This window comes from Idiomarina seosinensis (genome assembly GCF_003987275.1).
Taxonomy (GTDB): domain Bacteria; phylum Pseudomonadota; class Gammaproteobacteria; order Enterobacterales; family Alteromonadaceae; genus Idiomarina; species Idiomarina seosinensis.
In genome coordinates this window covers 263,040-286,602 of sequence record NZ_PIQF01000003.1, presented here as the reverse complement: position 1 = coordinate 286,602, position 23,563 = coordinate 263,040, and the positions used below count along the sequence as shown (strand labels likewise).

Genomic DNA, 23,563 nt, shown 5'->3' with positions numbered 1-23,563 from the left:
TGACGAAAACATTTAAATTATTTAGGTGCAACATCAATGACCTCATCATCACGTGGCTCACTGCACAAGCAGCAAGGCCGAATCAGTAGCTCTACAGCCGTATTTATTGCCATCGTAACCTTGGTTTTTTTGTGGATAGCCAGTGGTTTCATCTTCAGAGGCGATACCGAAAAGACAAGCGCAACTGAGAGCAGTTTACCGTCAGTTGCAGTAAGAAATAGTCAAGCCCAGCTTGTGGCTCGCGAGTTGACACTAAACGGCGAAATTAGACCAAATCAGCAACTTAATATTCGAGCACGTACTGACGGCATGCTCGAAATGATTGCCGACAGTGGTGCTGAGGTCAGCCAGGGTGACGTCATTGCAAAACTTTCCATTGATGATCGCGAAGTTCAACGTACTCAGGCAGAAGCTCAACTAACAAAGGCACAAAGCGATTTCAATGCGACTAAAAAGCTCATCGAACAAAATTTGTCGTCCCAGTCTCAACTCCAGGCGTTAGAAGCACAACTAGAAGCAGCACGAGCACAGCTTCGCCGTATTACCTTTGATATTGAAAATACTAAACTGACAGCACCGGTCAGCGGCGTTATCAATCAACGCTTTATTGAGCAAGGTGCTTATGTGTCAGCTGGCAATCAAGTGCTAGAGCTTATCGATAACGATCCGTTAATCGCCATTATTAACGTACAACAAAGTCAAATTCACAGGCTCAAACTCAACATGCCCGCGACGGTCAAACTTATCGGTGGTACTGATCGTCAGGGACAGGTCAGCTTTATCGCTCCTATTGCCGATCCGCAGACCCGGACATTTCGCGTTGAAATAACCATCCCAAACCAGAACGACCCTATCCCTTCCGGTATGAGTGCCGAAGTCACTATTGAAACCAACAACGTTAAAGCACACAAAATTTCTGCGGCCCAAATCAAAATAGATGCGGCTGGCCGCATGGGTGTTTTAACCATTAATGACAATAACGAAACACGTTTTTCTCCAGTTACTGTGGAGCAGGCAGACGTTAATGCCTTATGGGTCAGCGGGCTGGATGACGAAACGCGTTTAGTCATCATTAGCCATAGTTCGTTGACCGCCGGTCAAAAAGTTACCCCCAAACCCGTACCTGCTGATTATGACAAAGGCGAGGAATTATAATGAAAGCCTTTATTGCCGCCGCTTTCTCACGCAATCGCGCAGCGATACTGTTACTCGCTGTGTTGTTTATAATGGGCAGCATCGCCTACGCCACAATTCCCAAAGAAGCAGCCCCTGAAATTGACATTCCGGTATTCACGGTCACCGTAAGCTACCCTGGCATTTCAACCGAAGACAGCGCACGCTTATTGGTCGAGCCGCTTGAGCGAAAATTACAAAGCATCGACGGTTTAGATACTTTAACCGCTCAAGCCGGTGAAGGCTTTGCCATGTTGCAACTGGAGTTTGCCGCAGGCTTCGATAACGAAAAAGCATTACGTGATGTCAAAGATGAAACTGAAAAAGCAGAGCAAGATTTACCATCCGATGCTGAGAAGCCCACAGTGCAAGAAGTTGATCTGTCGTTATTCCCCATTTTAACGGTCGCGCTCTCAGGCAATATTCCCGAACGGGACTTAATCCAACTGGCACGTAACTTAGAGGATAAACTTGAAACGCTTAATGGTGTACTCGAAGTTGATATGTCCGGTGATCGTGAAGATCTGTTAGAGATCATCATCGAACCGTTAGCCATGCAGTCTTACAACATTTCTTTAGCGGAAGTATCGCAAGCTATTAGTAATAACAACCTTCTGGTTACCGCGGGTGCAATGGATACCGGAGCAGGGCGCATTAGCGTCGCCATCCCTGGCACCATTGAAAACATTGTCGATGTATTCGAGATGCCGGTAAAAACTACGCCCAATAATGTCGTACGGGTAAGCGATGTCGCTGAAGTTCGACGCACCTTTAAAGATCCCGTCAGTTACGCCCGTATTGATGGTCAACCGTCGATAGCACTTGATATTACAAAACTGAGCAGCGCTAATGTGATTGACGTTGTCGACCGTGTAACCCAAATGGTCGAACAGGAGCGCACCGACTGGCCTGCAACCGTTAATGTCGCTTATATGCAAAACCAGGCCGACGATGTTAAGCAATTTCTGGGCGACCTTGAAAACAATGTCATTCTCGCCATTATTCTGGTCATACTAACTGTTGTGGTGGCTTTGGGCGTCAAAGCTTCCCTGCTCGTTGCTCTTGCGATTCCAGGCTCATTTCTTGGCGGCATCTTGACGCTGCAACTGCTGGGTATAACCCTGAACATCGTGGTGCTGTTCGCACTCATTTTAGTGATTGGAATGTTAGTCGATGGTGCCATTGTTGTGGTCGACCTTGCGGAGCGCTATCGTCGACAGGGACAAGACCGATTACAAGCCTACCTGGCAGCTTCGCAACGCATGGCGTGGCCTATTATTGCGTCGACAATGACCACCCTCGCCGTATTTATACCACTGCTCTTTTGGCCGGGTATGGCCGGGCAATTTATGTTTTATCTGCCCGCCACTGTTATCATAACACTGCTCATGTCTTTGCTCATGGCACTGGTTTTCGTTCCGATAATTGGCTCATCAGTAAAAAGCAAAGTATCAGTGACCTCACAATCAGAGAAAGCACCAGACAAAGGCTCAAAACTCCAGTCTTTGGTCAGCTATATGGTAGGTAAGCCGTTACTTGCTTTGCTGGTCAGCCTGTTTGTCTTATTACTTTCATTTTTCCTCTACAGCAAGCTCGGGCAAGGCGTAAACTTTTTCCCTGACATCGAGGCCGATCGTATACAAATACAAGTTCAAGCCGATGGTAATTTATCAGTAAGTGAAGCTGATAATCTGGTTAAGCTGGTCGATAAGACCGTTGAGCCGGTCGCGGGCATTGAACGCATTTATTCTCGCACCATAGGGTCAGTTGAGGAAAGGCTGAAAGCCAACCTGGACTCAGAAATTATTGGTACACTACAAATTGATTTGCTGGATTGGCAGGAGCGTGATTCTGCCGCAAAAATCATACAGCGTATTCGCGCTAAAACAGACAACTTACCCGGGATAGCACTAAAGATTGAAAAACAACAAAGCGGTCCGTCCTCTGCTCGTCCCGTCTCTATAGAAGTGTCAGCGAAAGATCGGAACTTATTGCCTGAAGCCGTGGGTAAGTTACTCGAGATAATGAAAGAATCAGATGATTTTATTGATACCTCCAGTGACATGGCGACCCCTAAGCCACAGATAAAAATTGATGTAGACCGTGAAAAAGCTGCTGAGTATGGTGTCGATGTCGCGACCTTAGGTACCTTAGCGCGTCTATTGACCGATGGTGTCTTAGTTGGCACTTATCTGCCTGAGTCGGCACCAGAGCAAGTCGATATTCGTATACGTTATCCCTGGGAAGAACGCTCAATGGCGGACCTTGCTAATTTACGCATTCCAGCAAGCAGAGGTCTCATGCCTATAGAGAATTTTGTCCAGCTATCGCCCAGTTTAAGCCCAACTATTATCACTCGTGTGAATTCACGCAACGTACAAACAATTGAATCAGGTCTTGTTGCTGGAGTGACTGTTGGCGAAGCAACGGAAACGTTGCGACAGAAGATCAAGCAGAGTGATTTTGCCAAAGGTGTGGAATTTGATTTTACCGGAGAGCTTGACGACCAAAATGAAGCCATGAGCTTTTTATTACTGGCATTTGCCTTAGCCATTTTCTTAATGCTGTTCGTCCTACTATTACAGTTGAATAGCTTCTTCCAGAGTGCTTTAGTGCTATCCGCTATTGTATTCTCTTTAGCTGGCGTGCTGCTTGCATTACTCGTGCGGCAAGAACCCTTTTCTGTAGTAATGAGCGGAATCGGCATTATGGCTCTGGCGGGTATTGTAGTAAATAATAATATCGTTCTAATTGACGCATATAACGAGTACCGCTCGGATGGGTTATCGCCGATGGAAGCTGCGGTAAAAGCAGCAATGCAACGTTTAAACCCGGTACTTCTCACCGCGACAACGACGATAGTCGGATTGTTACCTATGGTGTTGGGTTTAACCGTCGACTTTTTTGAGCGGGATATTTTTGTTGGGGCGCCTTCAGGACAATACTGGATTCAGTTATCTACAGCACTGGTTGGCGGACTGCTAGTTGCGACGTTTATTACGCTTCTGTTAACTCCGGCAATGCTTGCCTGGGACGGCCAAAGAAGGGAGAAAGCCAATTAAACATGGCTACTTTAAAGCCTCGTAAAATGGTAACCGATAATACTACTTTGATTCCGGAACCTTTTAAGAATCGCTCTGCACAAAATCATTGCAGTTCCTTACCTAGCTACATAGTATTGTTCTGAGGCGGTTATAAAGTGGAGCGTTTAAATGAAATCAGCTGATATCCCAGATAATGAACAACAACGTTTAAAAGCGTTACAAGAAACGGGACTGCTGGACTCTCCCCCGGAAGAACGATTTGATCGACTATCTCGCATTGCACAAACTGCCCTGAACGTGCCAATCGCCCTTATTTCCCTTGTCGATGAGTGCCGACAATGGTTTAAATCTAAGCAAGGCCTTTCGGTTTCAGAAACACCACGTGAATTTGCATTCTGCGCCTACAGCATACTCAACGACAAAGTGTTTGAAGTTAACGACACAAAGGAAGACAGCCGGTTTAGCGATAACCCGTTAGTCATTGATGACCCAAAAATCCGGTTTTATGCGGGCTGCCCCATTCAAAGTATCGATGGTTTTCGGATTGGCACTCTCTGTGTTATCGATACTCGACCTCGCGTACTTTCTGTTGCAGAAAGAAGCATTTTGCAAGACATTGCGTCGGCCGTGCAGGATGAAATCAAACTCACTGAGAAGCTCAAAGCAACGAAAAAGAATGAACAACGGCTCCAGTCCATTTTAGAAGGAACCAACGTCGGCACCTGGGAATGGAATGTCCAAACCGGAGAAACAGTTTTTAATGAGCGCTGGGCAAATATCGTTGGCTACACCCTGGCGGAACTTGAACCCATCTCAATTGATACCTGGATGTCGCTTGCACATCCTGACGATTTAGAAAAGTCTAATGAGTTGTTACAACAACACTTTCGGGGTGAAACCGATTTCTATGATTTCAACGCGCGCATGCGTCACAAAGATGGACATTGGGTATGGGTCCATGACCGCGGGCGGTTGGTTTCGACCACTGAAAGTGGCGAGCCTCTTCTCATTGCTGGTACTCATGAAGATATTACCAAGCAGAAACAAGCAGAGAGAGAAATAAAGTCTCAGCGCGAATTTCTTGAAAAGATTTTTAACAGTAATGTTGTTGCTTTCTTCGTACTCGATGAGGCGGGCAAATTCACCTACGCAAATGCTGAAGCAGTCAATGTTTTGGGGTTAGAGCCACAGGAATCACCGGATAAAACTAATGCAACCTTTGACGACCCGCGCTGGCAAATTACTAAAATCGATGGGTCATTCTTTCCCCCCGAAGAGCTTCCTTTTCCTGTTGTCCGTCGAACCGGTCAATCCATCAGCGATGTGCAGCACGCTATCCATTGGCCGAGTGGGGAGTGGAAAGCGTTATCAGTTAACGGTGCCCCCCTCGTCGTGGGCGCTGAAACTCACTACGTATTCGCGGTTCGCGATATAACCCAGCAAGTAAAAAGTGAACAAGCATTAAAAGCCAGTGAAGCTCAGTTTCGCTCACTTGTGAATAATATTCCGGGTGTGACGTATCGCTGCCTTCACGATGAGCATTGGACGATGCTGTACATGAGTGACAAGATAGACCCTCTGTCGGGTTACCCTGCAACCGACTTTATTCAGAATACCGTTCGTAGCTATGACAGTGTTATTCACCCTGATGATAAAGAGAGATTGGAGCGGGAAGTATCAAAAGCCATTGAAAATAATCAAGAGTGGCTCCTCGAGTACCGAATTTTGCACCGCGATGGAGGCATTCGCTGGGCTCAGGAAAAGGGCAGAGCCATAAAAAATGAAGAAGGCGATGTTGATTATTTCGATGGATTCATTCTCAACATCACGCAGCAGAAACAAAACCAAGATGAGTTACAAACTCAACTTGCAGCCTTTAAAGCGCTTAACCAAATCGCCTCACTTTCTCCTGAGAACCCGCTTCAGCGCATTACTCAAGGTCTTAACTTGGCATGCGCCTACTTGGATCTCGAACTCGGTATTGTCAGTAGGATTAATGAGCAAGCGCAAGAATATGAGATCATCGCCTATAATGCGCCAGAAGAGGCCGACTTAACAACAGGACAAACGTTTCCACTTAAAGACACCTATTGCCAAATAGTGATGTCTGAGGGTGAAACTGTTGCCATTGAAAATATGGCGACATCCAAGTACCGGCAACACCCCTGTTATGAGGCATTTGGCCTTGAATCTTACATTGGTTTAGCAATAAACGTGAATGGGCACCCATTTGGTACTCTCAACTTTTCTTCCGCACATCCCAGAGGCGAACCCTTTAAGGAGACTGAAAAGCAGTTTTTAGGCTTGCTCGCCCGCTGGGTCTCTTCGTCTCTGGAGTTTAAACATAAAAACGAAGCGCTGGAAAATAGTGAGAGTCGATTACGGGGTCTTTTTGAACTGTCTCCGATTGGCATTGCACTAAACGACTACGAAACAGGGAAGTTTGTTGACTTAAATAATGCGCTGTTAGCGCCCACTGGGTATACACGCGAAGAGTTTATTTCTTTAAGTTATTGGGACGTGACACCTCGCGAATATGAAGAGGAAGAAATCAAGCAACTGGAAGTTTTGGCGGATACCGGCCGCTATGGTCCCTTTGAAAAAGAATACATTCGTAAAGACGGGAGTCGTTACCCTGTCCTGTTAAACGGGATGGTCGTCTATGACGACAATGGCAGGAAGCTAATTTGGTCCATCATCGAAGATATCTCAGAACGCAAACGTAACGAAGAAATTAAAAATGCCTTCGTCTCAACAGTAAGTCATGAGCTGCGCACTCCCATAACATCAATTACCGGTGCCCTTGACTTATTGCTTGGCGGTACTTTTGGCGAGCTCCCCACGCAAGCCACAGAAATGATAGAGGTTGCTAAAAAGAACAGTGTTCGCATGAACTTACTGATTAATGACATACTCGATCTCGAAAAATTGCTAGCCGGAAGAATGCAAATGCATTTTGAAAATCTGCTTGTCGCTCCTTTACTGGAAGCGATTATTGACCGCAATACGCCCTATTCTCGTCGTTACCAAGTTAATCTAGAATTATACCCTATCGATCCGTCGCTTTGTATTTATGTCGATGCTCAACGGTTTGAACAAGTTCTTGCCAATCTAATTTCAAACGCCGTCAAGTTCTCACCAAAAGGTGAGACTGTAAAAATCTTTGCTGAAGAAACCGGCGAATATGTTCGAATATCAGTAAAGGATAACGGCGAAGGGATCCCTGAGGAATTTCAGCCCAGAGTATTTGAGAAGTTCGCCCAAGCAAACTCAAGCAATACGCGAGCAACAGGCGGTACTGGCCTCGGATTGTCTATATCAAAAGAGATTGTTGATCGCTTAGGAGGCAACATCGACTTTATCACAGATTCAACTGGTACAGACTTTTACATCATGCTGCCAAAGCCCACATGCGCGCTTGAGGTAGACGAATGAGTTATTATCGGCATTCATATAAAAGCTCACGCTGGCTCAAACTAATCGCCGCCTTGCTGTTTTTCAGTTTTATCGGAGCTACTGAGTACCTTATTTATGAGTATAAAAAAAGTCAGCGGGCGGATCTGGAACGCAGCGCCTCGGAGCTTGCTATCAGGCTTAAGTCTCAACTGGAAACAGAGCTTAATGGGACGATATTTTTAACAAACGGCATCGAGGCATATATTGTTGCACGCCGAGGAGATATTGTTTCGGATGAAGTAAACTCAATGCTTAAACAAGTTTATCAATTTAGTCCCTTCTTTAGAAATATTGGTATTGCCCCTAATAATAAGCTTTCCTGGATTATCCCCCTTGAGGGAAATGAGGCCGCGTTAGGCTTGAACTACGAAAACCTGCCATCTCAGTGGCCATCGATCAAACAAACTATTGAGTCAAACACTGTTGCCCTCGACGGCCCTTTGGAATTAGTGCAGGGCGGTTTAGGGCTAATTTACCGATCCCCGGTATACCTTAATGATAATTACTGGGGCATAATCAGCGCTGTTATAGACGCAGATCGCTTATTTCAGTCGTTAACGGAAGAAATTCAAGAAACAGAAATCTCAGTACAGCTGGGTTTAAAACATGCCAACAACACCAAAAACATTAATCCATCCCCTTTTATAGGAGATGCGGCGGTTTTTGCTGATGCATCCGCAACAACTGTTGTAGAAACTCCCAGCGGAGACTGGCAGCTTGCTATTGCAGTTGAAGAAGATGAACCAAATCTCTGGGTTGCTCGCTTTATCATTTGGTGCCTCACTCTTGCTGTAGTGCTTGGCATTTATTTTTTGACGCGACATGTCTATCAGCAAAACTTACTTAATTCACTATCAACCGAAGTTAAAGCTCGCACAAAGGAACTAAGTGATGTCAACAGTAAACTAAACCACGTGCTTAATGCCGCATCTGAAACGGCTATCATTGCAACCGACAGAAACGGCTTAATAACCGTCTTTAACCGCGGCGCCGAGCGCATGCTTGGGTATTCAGCCAACGAGGTTATTAATAAAACAACACCAGCAATTTTTCATGACCCCGATGAAGTAACCAAAAAAGAGAAAATACTGACAGCACAGCTGGATAAAGATATTTCTGGTTTTTCTGTGTTTACAGCAATACCAGACATTGAAGGGTCAGAAAAAGATAACTGGACCTACATATCTAAGTTCGGAAAGCGCATTCCGGTTGAGTTGATTGTCACTAAAGAATTTAACAACGACGGCAATCCCGTTGGCTATCTAGGGTTAGCGACAGATATCAGCCAACATATTAATGATCAGCTCACGCTTAATGAACTAAAAGAACGATTAGAATCAGCCACCAAAGTGGCCAATATCGGCGTTTGGGAACTCGACTTAAAAGATTATAAAATGCTCTGGAATGAGCAGATGTACTCACTGACGGGAACAACTCATCGCGACTTTTATGGTAACTATGAAAGTATAGAACCCGTGTTTTGTCACGAAGAACGAGAAGAGTTTAATCAACTACTAGAAAAGTTGAAGAGAAGAGCGCTCAATCGAGACCCCTTTAGTGAAGCGCCTCCCCCACTTGAAACGACGTTTCGTATTATCAGAGCCGATAACGAGGAACTGCGTTGGATGAAAGGCCATGCCGTCATTCAGTGTGATGAGTCCGGCGTTCCTCAGTCTATGCTGGGCGCAATGCATGAAATTTCGTCATTGGTCTTCGCGAAAGAAGCCGCAGAACAAGCTGAAAGATTAAAATCGCAATTTTTATCCACTGTGAGCCATGAATTAAGAACACCTCTTTCAGTAATTTCTGGCGCTCTCTCACTGCTATCGCTAGAAGAAAAGAGTTTCTCAGAGGAAACTAAAAATGTGTTGGACTTAGCCAACCGGAACAGTAAACGATTAACACTGCTGATTAATGACCTACTCGACATTGAAAAGCTGACCTCGGGAAACTTAACTTTTAAGTTTCAGGAACATTCGCTCAAATTATTGTTAGACCAAGCCATTGCAGAAAATCGCAGCTATGCCGAACAAGAGAACGCGATAATTAAGTTCGATAATACGTTATCGACAGACGCTCATATCGTCGTTGATGAACTTCGGTTTATACAGGCAATGACCAACTTACTCTCAAATGCCGCAAAATTCTCGCCGAATGATGGTGAGGTTCGGGTGACTGCATCAATGACGGGTCAAAATGTTCTTATCGAGATTATTGATCACGGCTCAGGAATTCCTGAGGCTTTTAAAAACAGAGTATTCGAGCCTTTTGCACAAGCTGAGTCTTCAGACTCACGAAATAAAGGTGGAACTGGGCTTGGACTTGCTATTACAAAAACGATTATCGAAAAAATGGGTGGAACCATTGGCTTCGACTCAGAACTGAATCAGAAAACAAGATTTTGGTTTTCTCTGCCGAAAAAGACCAACCTTTCTAATAAAAAGTCCGTATTACATGTAGAAGACTCTGATGATTTCTCTGCTGTTATCACCGCCATACTAGAAGATAACTATGAGGTCGATACGGCAAGCTCTATACAGCAAGCCAAGCAGAAATTATCATCAAACAAATATGATGTTGTAATATTCGATATTCTTTCACCAGACAGCTCTGGTTGCGACATCATTGAGATTGCAAACAGCACTCATGAAGCAATAAAGATCGTGGTTACATCCGACCCCGAGGTGTCACTTGAAAAAGCTAGCCGTGTCGATGCGATTATGGATAAAGCAAATTTTACGCGTACCAACTTCGTTGATTTGATCGATAAACTCGCTGGCAATAATGAGAATAGGAGACCCCATGTCTGAGTTAAAACGTGTTTTATTGGTGGATGACGAACCAGACATCCAGGCCATTGCAAAGCTGTCTCTCGATAAGGTTGGCGGGTTTACATCACTCATCTGCTCATCGGGCTACGAGGCAATTGAGCAAATAGCTGACTTTAAACCCGACTTAGTATTGTTAGACGTTATGATGCCGGGCCTGGACGGGCCACACACACTGAAACAGCTTCAGGAAAAGGGATTGCTAGATGGAACACCTGTAGTATTCTTTACCGCCAAAGTTCTAAACTCTGAAGTTGAAGAGCTAAAAGAACTCGGCGCCCAAGACGTTATCTCTAAGCCATTTGACCCAATGACATTACCGACCCAACTAAAGGACATCTGGAATCGTGCTAATGAGCAAACATAATGTACCAGAAGAGCTACAGGCTGAAATCCAGGCTATCCGAGATCAGTATAAAGAACGTCTGGTGTCAGATAAGTCGAAACTAACTTCTCTATTAGACGGATTAAGCCTCACTAACGCCAACCAAAGAGTTGATGAGATACATCTTATACTGCACTCCATCAGCGGCTCTGCAGGAACTTTCGGCTTTGATAAAATCAGCGAAGAAGCACGCCGTATTGACGAAAAATTAAAAGAATCTGCGAGTCAGTTCGGGCAAGACACAATCATTAAACTAATTAGTAATGATGTCACCCGTTTTTGTCAGCTGTTAGATAGAACTAGTGTTCATAATGCATCCTCTTCTAGTGAGTCTGCAAGCACTGCTAAAACACTCCAGAAAACTAATCCGTCCCGTTCAGCTCATGAAGGCGAAGTATGGCTCATTGAAGAAAACGAACAATTAGCCGCCCAATTTTCGAAGCAGCTTGTAAACTTCAACTTTAAAATCAACACTGTAACCCTGAAAGAAGCACTTAAGTTAGTGGATAAAGGGGGCTGGCCGGATGCAACTATTATTGATATGGACGGCCATCCATTCAATGCCACAGCAGATTTCAAAACATTGTTCACAACCACAGAAGGAGCTCCTAAAGGGCTTATCATGCTGTCCGAAAACGATGCTTTTGATCAGCGAATAAAAGCCGCGAAAATTCGCGCAACAAGCTTTTTAAAGAAGCCGATCAACCTTTCAGAACTAGTCAGTCATTTAGAGGCAGTCGTCAACGAGGAGAAGTCCGCACAACCTCGTGTCATGCTCATTGATGACGACAAAGAACTCTGTTCATTAATGAAGCTAGAGCTAGAGTCGCAAGGGATGCAGGTTAGTATTCTCCACGACGTCAGAAATATTGTCTCAGAACTGAATGAGTTTCGGCCTGAATTGCTGCTACTGGATATGGAAATGCCAGAGTACTCAGGTATCGATATAGCGCTGTTAGTTCGACAAAACGTGCAGTTTGAAAGCCTTCCTATTGTTTACCTTTCAGCCGAACGCAATCTCGATAAACAAACCGAGGCACTTTTGTTTGATGCCGATGACTTTTTAGTGAAGCCTATCTCGAACGAACGTCTAATTTCCTCTATTCGTTCCAGAGTGCATCGCGCGCGAAATCTAGAGCAATTAATCAGCAGGGACGGATTAACCGGCTTATTAAAGCACGCAACCATTAAGGAGCACGCAGACCGAGAACTTATGCGGGCTCGTCGGGAAAAAACCGCCTTATCAATTATCATGCTGGATATCGATCACTTCAAACGCGTAAATGATACATACGGACATTCTACCGGAGATACGGTCATCGCATCACTTGCAGCCTTGCTACGTCACCGGTTTCGACAAACTGACATTGTTGGCCGTTATGGGGGCGAAGAGTTTTTGGTTATTTTGCCAAACACTCAAGAGCAGGAGGCTTTTAAAATAGTTGACCGAATACGAATAGCGTTTAGTGAGATGGAGTTTTCCGCGGACAATCAAAAGTTCTCCTGCACCTTATCAGCAGGTTGCATTTGTTCAAGCCACCTCCCCGATCAGATGGACGCTTCAGAGCTTATCGAAACTGCGGATAAAGCGCTCTACGAGAGCAAAAGGAATGGTCGCAATCAAGTCAGTACTCAGCAATAAACGTTGCCATATTTAACGTTTATTAAAACACTCAAGGACACGCCTTAACACGTTGATCCTCTGACTCCCCCGCTTTTCTTATTTTCAGCTGATTGATAGAAGCGACCAGAACAAAGCTCAGTAACATCAACAAGAACCAGGAGCTGAGCTTAGCAACAGAGACCATTTCCCAGTCGTCTGTCTGGTTCGGGTAAATCCAGATATTCGCGTAGGTTGCAATGTTCTCAGCAAACCAGATAAACAGTGCGACTAAAAACCAACCCAGCAACAGCGGCATACTGCGATGCGTTTTGTTTATTTTGTAGTAAATGGTGGTTTTGTAGAACAGCAAAATGGTAGCGCCCAGTAACACCCAGCGCATGTCCCAAATATAGTGATGGCTAAAGAAATTTATATAGACTAAGGAAACTAATAGTATGGTTGCGCTTTTCGGTGGGTAGTAGGAGTATTCGAATTCAAAAATGCGCCAGACCCGGGCGATATAACTGCCTACCGCACTGTACATAAACCCGGTAAACAGAGGCACGTTGGCAATTCCAAAAACATACTCTTCGGGATATACCCAGGCTCCTATAGCGTCAGAGGTTTTAAATAATTCCATAACCGTTGCGACGATATGAAACACTAGAATAACCGTGAACTCGCGCCAAGTTTCCAACCGAAAAACGATAAGAAACAGCTGAAAGGCGATAGCCGCTAAAAAGATAAAGTCATATCGGTGGAGCCCTTCTAGCGGATACCAGAACTTGGTAAGCAGCATTAGCGCCAATAAAAAGCCACCAAACAAACAGGCGTAGGCTTGCTTTACACCGAATAGCCAAAACTCTTTTACAAAGGTTTTGATGTCCATATCTCTATCACAACATGCCTTGAGAATAATAACGAAGCTTTCTGTTCTACCACCCTGACTGGTTACCAGCAACTGTTTTGTCGTAGCTAGAAGACCGCCCTCCAGCTTTTGACTCCCCATTAACAAAGTGTCAACATACTGATTCACTTCGGTTATTAAGCAAGGGACTTGGTATGTACACGGACGATGACCTGCACTCCGCGGTTCAGGAAGGCGTGATTTCTGAACAGTCAGCGAGTGACTTCCGCCAATTTGTAGAAGAGCGTCGCAATACCCATTTTCAGGATGAAGAGCATGTGCGTTTCGTTAGTGGTTTTAACGACATCTTTGTGGTTATTGCGGCGGTTGTCACTCTGGTTGCTTCCTGGACATTAGGCAACTTAATTGGTTTCGGGCTGGGCGGTTTATTAGTCGCTGCTAGCAGCTGGATCATGTCCGAGTACTTTAGCCGGAAGCGGCAAATGGCATTGCCCTCTATTGTGTTACTGCTCACCTGTTTAGGCGGTGTTTACTTTAGCGCCTTCTTTGGTTTTAAACTTATTACCGGTGAAACCGAGTTGGCCGCGATGCTCGCGACAGCTGTTACCACACTTATTTCAGTGGCTCATTGGCTTAGGTTTCGGGTGCCAATTGCGTTTGCGACCAGTTTAGGCTTGCTGATGGTCACCGCTTTTGTCCCGCTAGAATGGTGGATAGAGTCTACTGTTGTTTGGCAGTCTGTGATTTTTCTTGCTGGCGTTTTGGTATTCGCCATTGCGCTTTACTGGGATAGGAAAGATACCCTACGCCAAACTCGCAGTTCGGATATTGCCTTTTGGTTACACCTGGTGGCGGCCCCCATGTTGGTTAACCCGTTATTTGCCGGTATCACCAAAGGCGATTTTGATATTGGTATTGCGCAGGCTCTAATTACCGTTGCTGTCTATGCACTGCTGAGCGTTACGTCGTTAATTATCGACCGCAGAGCCTTAATGGTATCCGCGCTGGCTTATGTCTTTTATGTGTTTGCCAGCCTATTAACCAATGTTGGTCTGGTCGACTTAGCAACCACCATTACTGGCTTAGTGATAGGTATTGGATTATTATTGGTTTCCTCTCAGTGGCACGGCATACGCGCCATTTTGCTGAACCAATTACCGCCTCGGTTACAGGCTTATGTTCCACCTATTTCTTAACATATCGAGCGAGCGATGTTCCTAAAACGTTTTTACGAACGCAATAAGTTTCTCATTTATATTATTTTAGCCTTTATTCCATCGGTACTAATGGCGCTCGGGATCTATTGGCTAATCAGCGCTATTTTCTTTGACGAAGGTGAAGGCTGGGGCTGGGGAACCATCGGCTGGGTATTGCTGATATTTATTGGGTTTTGGTTTGTTGCTGCCATTGCCAACGCCGACAAAATATTTTTTGGCGGTAAACGCTAACCTTTATTTATCCGAATCAGAAAGCGCTCTGGATGATTCAAAGCTTTTAGCTCTCTCTTCCAATAAAAATCTAGACCGGCTTTTAAACCTGCTGTATAAAGCGTTCCGAGATCCCCCTGAGTTTATTACTTATTTACTTAACGGCTTCCTCAATATGAAATTTCCTAAGCTCCTTTTGGCCACTAATTGCCTACTTCTCTCTGGGTATGCATATGCCAACGGCTCCCCTGTCGATATAAGCACAAGTGGGGTTCTTATATATCAGACCTCGAATAACTCAGCGGTTGCTGATGAATTTAGCGCTAGCGGCGATATAGTTTTGCAAAAAGGTTATACCGCTGGTGGGTGGCTAGTTCACATTGAAGGTTCCAGCTCGTTAGAACCTGATGAGGTGTCAGCAGCATACCCAGAAGCCAATGGGGATGCTGGTTCAGCATTAGATAGTAAAAATCAAGGTCGTATCCAGCTTTCAGAGCTTTACTATTCACATTATTTTTTCAACCAACAAAAGCTGTCAGTAGGGCTTATTGATATTTCCGGGCTTTTTGAACAAAGCCGCATAGCCAGTGATGAAACAACGCAGTTTTTAGGTGCAAGCTTTACCGCCAACCCAACCATTGCATTTCCCGACTACACGCTAGGAGCTGTGTATGAGAATCAACTAAGTAACGGGATCCAAGTAGCTGCTGCTATTGCAAGTTCTAATGGAATTGCTGATAACCCTAGTCGCTCCTACTCTCAACTTTTATCACTCGATGATAAAGGCAAGGGTATTTTCAGTGTAGTCTCCGCCAGCTGGCAGCAACAAGGATGGTTAATTAGAGCGGGGGCATGGATAAACTCATCAGATTATGTCACTTTCGACGCAACCAATGAAAACGCCAGTAACTATGGTGTGTACTCGCTTGCTGGTTACCAGCTTAATAACCATGCGATCAATTTTCGCTTTGGGGTTGCAAACCCTAATGTAAGTTTGGCGCAAACATTTACGAGTGGCAGTTACAGTTATGATGCAACGAGTTATGCACTAGGAGTTGGTATTGGCTGGACGCAAGCATCATCGGAATACGCTGAAAAAGTTTTAAAAGACATGACTCACTTTGACGCATATGCACAATATCGCCTGAGCCAAAACCTTATTGTTACCACTGACATACAGCGAATTATGAATAGCGGCTTCGCCCTGTACGATAGTTTAAGCAGTCACGATGCGACAATACTGGGGTTAAGACTGACCTGGCTTTATTAGTAAGTAGCGTTCTCTGCTTGTATAATCTCGGGTGAATCGGCATATTTATAGAACTGGATCACTACAAAGGACTTTGCATGTTTGCACCCGAGCATATCATTGACCGGAATAACGTCTACATAATGGGATCTGGCAACAAAGTCATAATGATGGCTCATGGCTTTGGTTGCAATCAAACAATGTGGCGTTTTCTCATACCAGAGCTGCCCGATGACTACAAATTAGTGCTTTTTGATTACGTCGGCTCTGGAGCGGCGAGTATGGCAGAGTATTCAACCTCTAAATACAGCTCCCTCGAAGGTTATGCTCAGGACATTGTCGATATATGCAAGGTACTCGACCTCCAGAATGTATCTTTTATAGGTCACTCCGTCAGCGGTACGATAGGTCTACTTGCTGCACGAGCCGTTCCTGACAGAATCAACGCCCTGATTATGATTTGCCCCTCCCCTTGTTTTTTAAATATTGACCAAGGTTACCAAGGTGGCTTTGAAAAGCATGACTTAAGCGAACTCATCGAGTTAATGGATAAAAATTATATTGGCTGGGCGGAGTATCTGGCCCCTTTGGTAACCGGAATCACGGAGCGCCACCCCGTGACAAATGAGCTGACGGAGAGTTTTTGCACGACCAACCCAATTTCAGCTAAGAATTTTGCCAAGGCTACTTTCTTTTCTGACCATCGGACGATACTTCCCGAAAATACGCATCCGGTATTGCTATTACAAAGTGATAACGATGCCTTAGCTTCGCTGTCTGTGGGTCAGTACATGGAAAAGAATACACCTAACAGTGAGTTACAGGTCATAAAAGGAAAAGGCCACTGTCTACATATGACTCATCCTCAAGACGTTGCTCTGCACATCAAACGTTTTTTAGAAGTGAAATGCGCCGGCGAGTAAAGACAAATGTCTAAAGTGCAACTGGACAACTTTCCAATCGGACTGGTTGTCACCACAGCTGAAGGCCATGCCGTACTGCATGGCAATAAGGACTTTTACCGGCTTTGTCAGCAAACGCCACAAAGTCTATCGTTATTAACAAGTATATTAACTCCAGCCTCTAAGATTATTGTTGAAAGCTTTGTCATGCCGTTACTTTTGCATGAAGGGCATTGCAGCGAAATACAATTGACCATTAACACTCCGAGTGGCGACAAAATCCCCGTTTTGGTTAATGCTTTAATGCATTCAGCAGAGAAAGATTCGATTTATTGGGCCATATCATCGGCTCAGAAGAGGGATGATCTTTATCAAGAACTGATCAACCTTCGCAACGACTTAGAAGATAAAGCTGAGCGACTTAAGCAGTTATCGGAAACCGATGAGCTCACCAAATTACTTAACCGTCGCGCCTTCGTCGCGGACGCTCGCACTATGATAAAGCAAGCTAAGCGCAATAACCTATCCTATTCTTTTATGATGCTTGATATTGATCATTTTAAGCACATCAATGATCAGCTGGGACATTTTGTCGGCGATAAGGTGATAGCCGATGTTGGCGCTCTACTTAAAAAGTACTGTCGTGAAAACGACTTAACCGCTCGTATAGGCGGTGAAGAGTTTGCCATCTTTTCGACTAGTAACGCCACCGACTCTGCCAGCCAGTTTGCTGAGAAACTTCTTAAGGTGTTCAGCTCTGAAGACATTCAGGGCCTGAACGTTACGGTCAGTATTGGCGTGGCGACATCGCTCAGCGACGATTTTGATACACTTTACAAAACTGCGGACCGCTTACTTTATCAAGCAAAAAAGAACGGCAGAAATCAATTTTGTGCCCATTTTTTTACTTAACACGCAAACTTGGATATCAACGAGCTTTGGCGCTAAACTCATAATCAAACGTTATTTAGTTGTTTGCGGTAACTCTATCTTAAAGGATTAAAAGATGTGCTCAGCTCAAGAGAAACTGGATAAATTGCGCATTCAATACCAAGCTCATTTAGCCGATTACCACGGCCGTCTTAATGCGCTTTGGTTAAATGCGACCGCCGACAAGGGAAAAACCGAAGAAATACGACTTATTGCTCATAAGTTAGCGGGCTCTGGGCAAGCCTATGGTTTCCGGGAGCTGTCGCAAGTTGCAAAGGAGCTTGAGTCTGTCTTAGATGCCAGTAATAATTTCTCTAAAAAAGAACTGCGTTTGGCACTAACAGAGCCGTTCAATGAGCTTTTGAGAGTATTAAAGCACTGCCTGGAAAAACAAACTCCTGTTCCTTTCTCTGAACAAAGTTTGGTGCACCCCAATGACACTGAACAGGCTGACATTAACGTTCTAATATTTGACGACGATGAGCACTTTTCGGCTAAGTTGACTCAAACTCTGGCAAACTATGGTTACCAAGCCACAATTGAGACTGATATTACAAAGCTCGAAACAACTATCCGTGAGCACGAGCCACTTGCGCTGCTCGTCGATATGGACTTTTACGGACAACGCTTTGCGGGCGCTAACCAGGTTCGTTTGTGGCGCCAAAAAGACGGGGCACCTTTACCGGTCATATTCATATCTCAACATGACTCGTTTGATCTTCGTTTGGCTGCTGTTCGGGCAGGTGGCAATCACTTTCTTACCAAACCACTCGATGTCCAAAAGTTGATTGCATTACTCCGTTCAGAGCTTAACCTCGCACCCGCAGAGCCATACCGGGTGATGATTGTCGACGACGATAGGCACTTACTCGACTTATACGACTCAATACTTACCGATGCCGGCTACACCGTATCGACGGGCACTAGTGCCGAAGCTGCATTATCCTTACTGGACCAGTCACAACCGGAACTCATACTTGTCGACGTGAATATGCCAAACTGTGATGGCATAGAGCTTGGCAGAATTATTCGACAACACGAAGAGTTTGCCTCTATTCCATTGTTATTTATATCGGCCTCTAACGATACTGATATCGAGCTTGCCTGCGCTCGACTCACCAACGACGACTTTATTCATAAACCCATCGAGCCATGGCGACTGTTGATGATGGTAAAGTCTCGGGTGATAAGAGGGAGACAACTGCGAACAGGAGTATCCAACCTAACGGGCTCGAACGCTGATATAGCTCCCGACTCTTTAACCGGATTAGGTCGCCTTGTTCATCTCAAGTCTGCTATTGATAAAACACTAAAGAGTAGTACAGATAATACCATCGCTCTGTTGAAAATTGATATTCGCAATTTTCATACTATTAACAATTTGCACGGTCAGCACTTCGGCGATCAAGTGTTACAGCAAGTTGCATGGCAGTTAACCCAGTACCTACAACCCAATAGCCAGCTTTGCCGTGAACACAATGATGAATTTATGCTTTTTACAGCTGACTTTACCTCTCAGCAAGCATTAGAGCTGTATCTAACTAAATTGGTCGGTGCCATCAATGAAATTAGCCTGATATCATCCCACGGACCTGCAACCTTATCCGTTGATGCAGGCGTGGCCCTTGCAACTGGTAAAACCGTTAACTCTGACGAACTTATTGATAACGCTGATATGGCATTATTCAAAGCAAAACGGTTGAGCGGTCCCAAAGTCGTCTATTTTGATCAATCCGTGAAGGAGGAACAGAAGTATCGGTTTAACCTTGAACAGAATATAAAAAAAGCACTGGATAAAGATGAGTTTATAGCGGTATATCAGCCCATAATTTGCGTCAAAACAGGAGCACTTTTTGGCTTTGAAGCGTTAGCACGATGGGACCATCCTGAACGAGGCTTATTGACCCCCAATGAATTCATACCACCAATGGAAGAGTACGGGATAATCTCCGATTTAACAGCGAGCATAATAAAGCAAGTGACTCGTCAGTTATCTGTGTGGCAAAGTTCACACCCTGATTTATACATTTCCTTCAACTTGTCAGCTTTAGATATTCAACAACCGAAGTTTCTCAAGGTTCTTGATTCACAAGTCGAAGCATGCAATCTGGATGCTAAAAACCTGACTTTGGAAATCACTGAAAGCCTCCTGTTGTCTGATTGGCAGAAGGCCGGCCCAATGCTCGATGCACTCAGTGAGTCGGGCTTCTCGTTAGCATTAGACGACTTCGGCACCGGTTACAGTTCACTTAGCTACTTATACCGTATAAACGCTGACAAGCTCAAAATTGATCGCTCTTTTATCCAGTATTGGTCGGAAACAGGGGATGCCCGTCTACTCAATACCATCGTAAAACTGGGCCATCTCATGCACATGCAGGTTATCGCTGAAGGCATAGAGCAACAGGAAGAGCTTGATTTTCTTGGCCGTATCGGTTGCGACCAGTACCAAGGTTTTTTAAGCGCACGTCCAATGTTGGCAGAACAGGTAGTAAAAGCAGGGTGGCTTACTAAGCACTAACTCGTATCAATACGAGCGTGGATCAAGTCAATTAGCGCCTCAGTTGACAACCGCGTTTTCATTAATACGGCCTCCACATCATCCGACTTTTGCTTACTAACATCTCTGCCCGTAAGAACGATAATTGCCGTATTGGGGTTTGCAACTTTTAAATCAGGAACGAGCTCCCAACCAGAGCCATCGGGCAAACCAATATCTAGCAAAATAACATCGTAGTGATGGGCTTTTAACAAACGCCTAGCCTCGCCGAGGTTTGACACATTATCAAGCTCAATATGTTCGCCTATCATCGAACGAATAACCGACGATAAATCGACATCGTCCTCTACATGCAATACACGTGGCGAGGCCAGCTTAGCTATCTGCGTATGTACTTTCTTGAGAAGCTGATCACTTTTTATAGGCTTTGAGACCCACTCCACATTGGGGGGGAGCGTTTTTAATTCTAAACGATCTTTTTCAATTTTTCCGGAGACTACAACAATAGGAATGTCAGCAGTACCGGCTTCATCTCTTAAGCGCCTGATAATTTCCAACCCATTAATATCCGGCAAACCTAAATCAAGAGTTATTAAATCAAAATGCTCACTTTCAAGACTTTTTAGTGCTGCGTGGCCATTGTGCTGAAGATGGACGTCATAGTTCTGCGTCTCTAAGGTCAATTTTAATAGCTTTGCGACATCTTCGTCGTCTTCTATGACTAAAATTTTGCGTGCGTTCTCAGTTATTTCTGAGAACTGCACTTGTTGCTTTTTTTGCTTCGAATGAGGCTCAGCTTCTTGTGCTGCTTCTTTTAGTAAAGGGAGTTTAAAGAAAAACCGTGTCCCCTCGCCTTCTTTTGTTTTAAAGCCAATGCTACCCCCCATATGCTCGACAAGCTCTTTAGTTATAGACAGGCCCAGGCCTGTTCCTCCTTTCTCCCGGGTATCGGAGCTATCAGCTTGAGAAAAACGATTAAATAACTTGTGCTGAAATGCTTCAGGAATACCATTACCTCGGTCAGTCACACTTATAACAACGTTATCGCAGTCAGTATCGACATCTATTGTCACCGTTTCGTTTTCCGGAGAGAACTTGATCGCATTCGACAAAAGATTCGCCATGATTTGCTTTAACCGCTGTTCATCCACTTTAAATAAAACGTCGCTTACGGACTTCACCAGTTCAAGTTTAATTTTTCTTTCCGAGCCATACGCCTTATTTTCCTCTATGATTCGCTCAATCAATGAAATAACACGATGAGTTTGTATATCGAAATCCAATTGGCCAGCCGCCACCTTTTCAATATCCAGTAAATCGTTAATGAGGTGAGATAATCGCTCACTGTTGCGGTGTGCCGTATTCAACAGTGTCTCAACTTGCTCAGGTAAGTGCCCCAAGCTGCCGCTTAGTACTAACCCAAGAGCACCGCTAACCGAAGTCAATGGCGTTCGTAACTCATGACTGACTGTAGAGATGAATTCACTTTTCATCTTCTCCATACGTTTACGCTCAGTAATATCCTGCGCAACACCCAAATAACCTACAGTCTTATTCGACTCATCAGTAATTGGTGTCACCACCAAGGTCACCGGGACACGCTCGCCATTTCGGGTAATATAATGCCAGTCGTGAATATCAGAGCCTTCGTAGTGAGCCTTTACCACAAACACATCAAAGCCCTCAACGTGCTCTGATAACTGTTCTGCCAGTTGTTTAGCCCGTTCTGCTACCTCTGCCTGGTCGTGAAAGAGCGCAGGCGTGTGTTTATTAACCACTGATTCCGCCGTATAGCCCAGCAACCGCTGTGCACCAGAGTTAAACAACTTGATAGTTCCCTGGGTATCAGTGGCAATGATAGCCAGTTCAGTGGATGCTTCCAGAATATTGCTCAGCATTGATGACGTTTTTGCTAACTCTTTTGTTCGCTCTGCAACTTCTAATTCAAGGTTCGAGCGCGCAGACTCTAATTTACTAAACGCATCTCTAAGCGACTGGCTCATTGTCGTTACAGAGTCAGATAATTCGTCATATTCAACTAATCGAGTGTCAGGAAGTTTTGTTGTTAGCTGCTGTTCAATATTTTCAGGTAGCTTTCTCGAGACCGAGTTTAGTGCTAACAATGGACGCAGCAGCAATCGAGTTAGCAGAAAACTGATAAAAATGCTTAACAGCACCAATACAATTAATATTAAAAAGCTTGAATTTCGTTCGCTCTCCAATTGGGAAGCTAAAGAAGCAGCCGGTAACTCAACGACTAATTGAGCAACACCCGGAACACCGTTGACCGACAATCGATATTGGTAAATGCCTTTTTTCCAACGATTAACCAGACTGCCATTAGTGTCAGGAGTCCAAATATACAAATTATCGACACGTTTCACTGGACTGACATTTTTAGACGTTAAAGCGACCAAGTCACCAGCGCCTGTCTGAAGACTGCCTTGCTTGTCGAGAATACCTATCCCGCTGATATTCGCTCCCTGCAGTGCAGTATTTAATAGCACCAACGGAGGCACTTGCTGTTGAGTTTGCTGCTGAAACTCACTAACAACGTTTACCAATGTAGTCTGCAATTGTTCGGCGAGCATTTGCTCTTGTTCAACTTTGTGGGTGTAACTATTTAGTATTATGGGTACTGCACCTGACAGCATCGTTAAACCAACGAGCATATGGAAAACCAGCTCATTTAGTCTCACTCGACTGGGTAGCCAGGCTACTTTGCCATTTTGGATAAAGAGTACCAACAGCTTAATGATCAAGCCGGCAATTAGTGCATTAAAAACACCATTGAGCGCCTGCTTAAGGCCAATTGTGGCAGCAGTCGGGCCGTCCATTCCCAGCAGACCCATATAGGCTAGCGAGATCACGAATGGACCCGCCAACAGCCAGAAGCCTAAATCTGCTATAACTAAATTACTAACTCCCCGGCGAAATAGCAGGCCAACAACACCAGCTTCTAACATAAAGGTCAACAAGGCATAGGGATGCCCCCATAATTGCCACGTATAAAGCCCACTAACAAATGCAACAGCTATGGCAGGCCAAAAACCAACTATTTTAATAGCGGCGATAACAGCCACGGAGCCAAAAATAAAATGGATACCAAAGAACAACGGCACGTTCACTACATTGCCAATAAGCGCAAGCAGCATTAAGATGAGTGTGACAAAAACCTTTAATCTTGGTGTCATGAGC

The 23,563-nt window shown here is 44.7% G+C and carries 14 protein-coding genes; 12 read left to right on the top strand and 2 right to left on the bottom strand.

Annotation, left to right across the window (positions count from 1 at the left end):
• Positions 1-36: 36 nt before the first annotated feature.
• From CWI81_RS10405 to CWI81_RS10380, 6 genes are all read left to right on the top strand, one after another.
• Entirely contained in the window at positions 37-1,155 is a 1,119-nt protein-coding gene (locus CWI81_RS10405) for an efflux RND transporter periplasmic adaptor subunit (protein WP_126785257.1), read from the top strand.
• Positions 1,155-4,235, top strand: a complete 3,081-nt coding sequence (locus CWI81_RS10400) for an efflux RND transporter permease subunit (RefSeq protein ID WP_126785256.1) — start codon at positions 1,155-1,157, stop codon at positions 4,233-4,235. Before CWI81_RS10405 ends, CWI81_RS10400 begins: the two co-directional genes overlap by 1 nt.
• A gap of 150 nt (positions 4,236-4,385) precedes the next feature.
• Positions 4,386-7,652: a PAS domain S-box protein gene (locus CWI81_RS10395; RefSeq protein ID WP_126785255.1), complete on the top strand. Its 3,267-nt coding sequence runs from the start codon at positions 4,386-4,388 to the stop codon at positions 7,650-7,652.
• Positions 7,649-10,483 (top strand): ATP-binding protein, encoded by a 2,835-nt coding sequence (locus tag CWI81_RS10390; protein ID WP_126785254.1) that lies wholly within the window; start codon positions 7,649-7,651, stop codon positions 10,481-10,483. Before CWI81_RS10395 ends, CWI81_RS10390 begins: the two co-directional genes overlap by 4 nt.
• Positions 10,476-10,868 carry a response regulator gene (locus tag CWI81_RS10385; RefSeq protein ID WP_126785253.1) on the top strand — a complete coding sequence of 131 codons (393 nt, stop codon included), beginning with the start codon at positions 10,476-10,478 and terminating at the stop codon, positions 10,866-10,868. Before CWI81_RS10390 ends, CWI81_RS10385 begins: the two co-directional genes overlap by 8 nt.
• Entirely contained in the window at positions 10,855-12,528 is a 1,674-nt protein-coding gene (locus CWI81_RS10380) for a diguanylate cyclase (RefSeq protein ID WP_126785252.1), read from the top strand. Before CWI81_RS10385 ends, CWI81_RS10380 begins: the two co-directional genes overlap by 14 nt.
• 31 nt (positions 12,529-12,559) lie before the next feature.
• Here the strand turns inward: CWI81_RS10380 and CWI81_RS10375 are convergent, their stop codons facing one another.
• Positions 12,560-13,525 (bottom strand): DUF817 domain-containing protein, encoded by a 966-nt coding sequence (locus CWI81_RS10375; RefSeq protein WP_241970419.1) that lies wholly within the window; start codon positions 13,523-13,525, stop codon positions 12,560-12,562.
• 26 nt (positions 13,526-13,551) lie between these two features.
• Here CWI81_RS10375 and CWI81_RS10370 point away from each other — a divergent pair, with 26 nt between their 5' ends.
• The 6 genes from CWI81_RS10370 (at position 13,552) to CWI81_RS10345 (ending at position 20,386) form a co-directional block, all read left to right on the top strand.
• Positions 13,552-14,553: a hypothetical protein gene (locus CWI81_RS10370; protein WP_126785251.1), complete on the top strand. Its 1,002-nt coding sequence runs from the start codon at positions 13,552-13,554 to the stop codon at positions 14,551-14,553.
• A gap of 15 nt (positions 14,554-14,568) precedes the next feature.
• Positions 14,569-14,805 (top strand): hypothetical protein, encoded by a 237-nt coding sequence (locus CWI81_RS10365; RefSeq protein WP_126785250.1) that lies wholly within the window; start codon positions 14,569-14,571, stop codon positions 14,803-14,805.
• Positions 14,753-16,054, top strand: a complete 1,302-nt coding sequence (locus tag CWI81_RS10360) for a carbohydrate porin (RefSeq protein ID WP_198678673.1) — start codon at positions 14,753-14,755, stop codon at positions 16,052-16,054. The genes CWI81_RS10365 and CWI81_RS10360 overlap by 53 nt, the downstream gene beginning before the upstream one ends.
• 77 nt (positions 16,055-16,131) lie before the next feature.
• Positions 16,132-16,956 carry an alpha/beta fold hydrolase gene (locus tag CWI81_RS10355; RefSeq protein WP_126785248.1) on the top strand — a complete coding sequence of 275 codons (825 nt, stop codon included), beginning with the start codon at positions 16,132-16,134 and terminating at the stop codon, positions 16,954-16,956.
• 6 nt (positions 16,957-16,962) lie between these two features.
• A complete protein-coding gene (locus CWI81_RS10350) occupies positions 16,963-17,847 on the top strand; it encodes a GGDEF domain-containing protein (RefSeq protein ID WP_126785247.1) in 885 nt (294 codons plus the stop codon).
• A gap of 94 nt (positions 17,848-17,941) precedes the next feature.
• Positions 17,942-20,386 carry an EAL domain-containing protein gene (locus CWI81_RS10345; RefSeq protein WP_126785246.1) on the top strand — a complete coding sequence of 815 codons (2,445 nt, stop codon included), beginning with the start codon at positions 17,942-17,944 and terminating at the stop codon, positions 20,384-20,386.
• Here CWI81_RS10345 and CWI81_RS10340 read toward each other — a convergent pair.
• Positions 20,383-23,559 carry a response regulator gene (locus CWI81_RS10340; RefSeq protein ID WP_126785245.1) on the bottom strand — a complete coding sequence of 1,059 codons (3,177 nt, stop codon included), beginning with the start codon at positions 23,557-23,559 and terminating at the stop codon, positions 20,383-20,385. The two genes, CWI81_RS10345 and CWI81_RS10340, sit on opposite strands and share 4 nt — an antisense overlap.
• Positions 23,560-23,563: the final 4 nt, after the last annotated feature.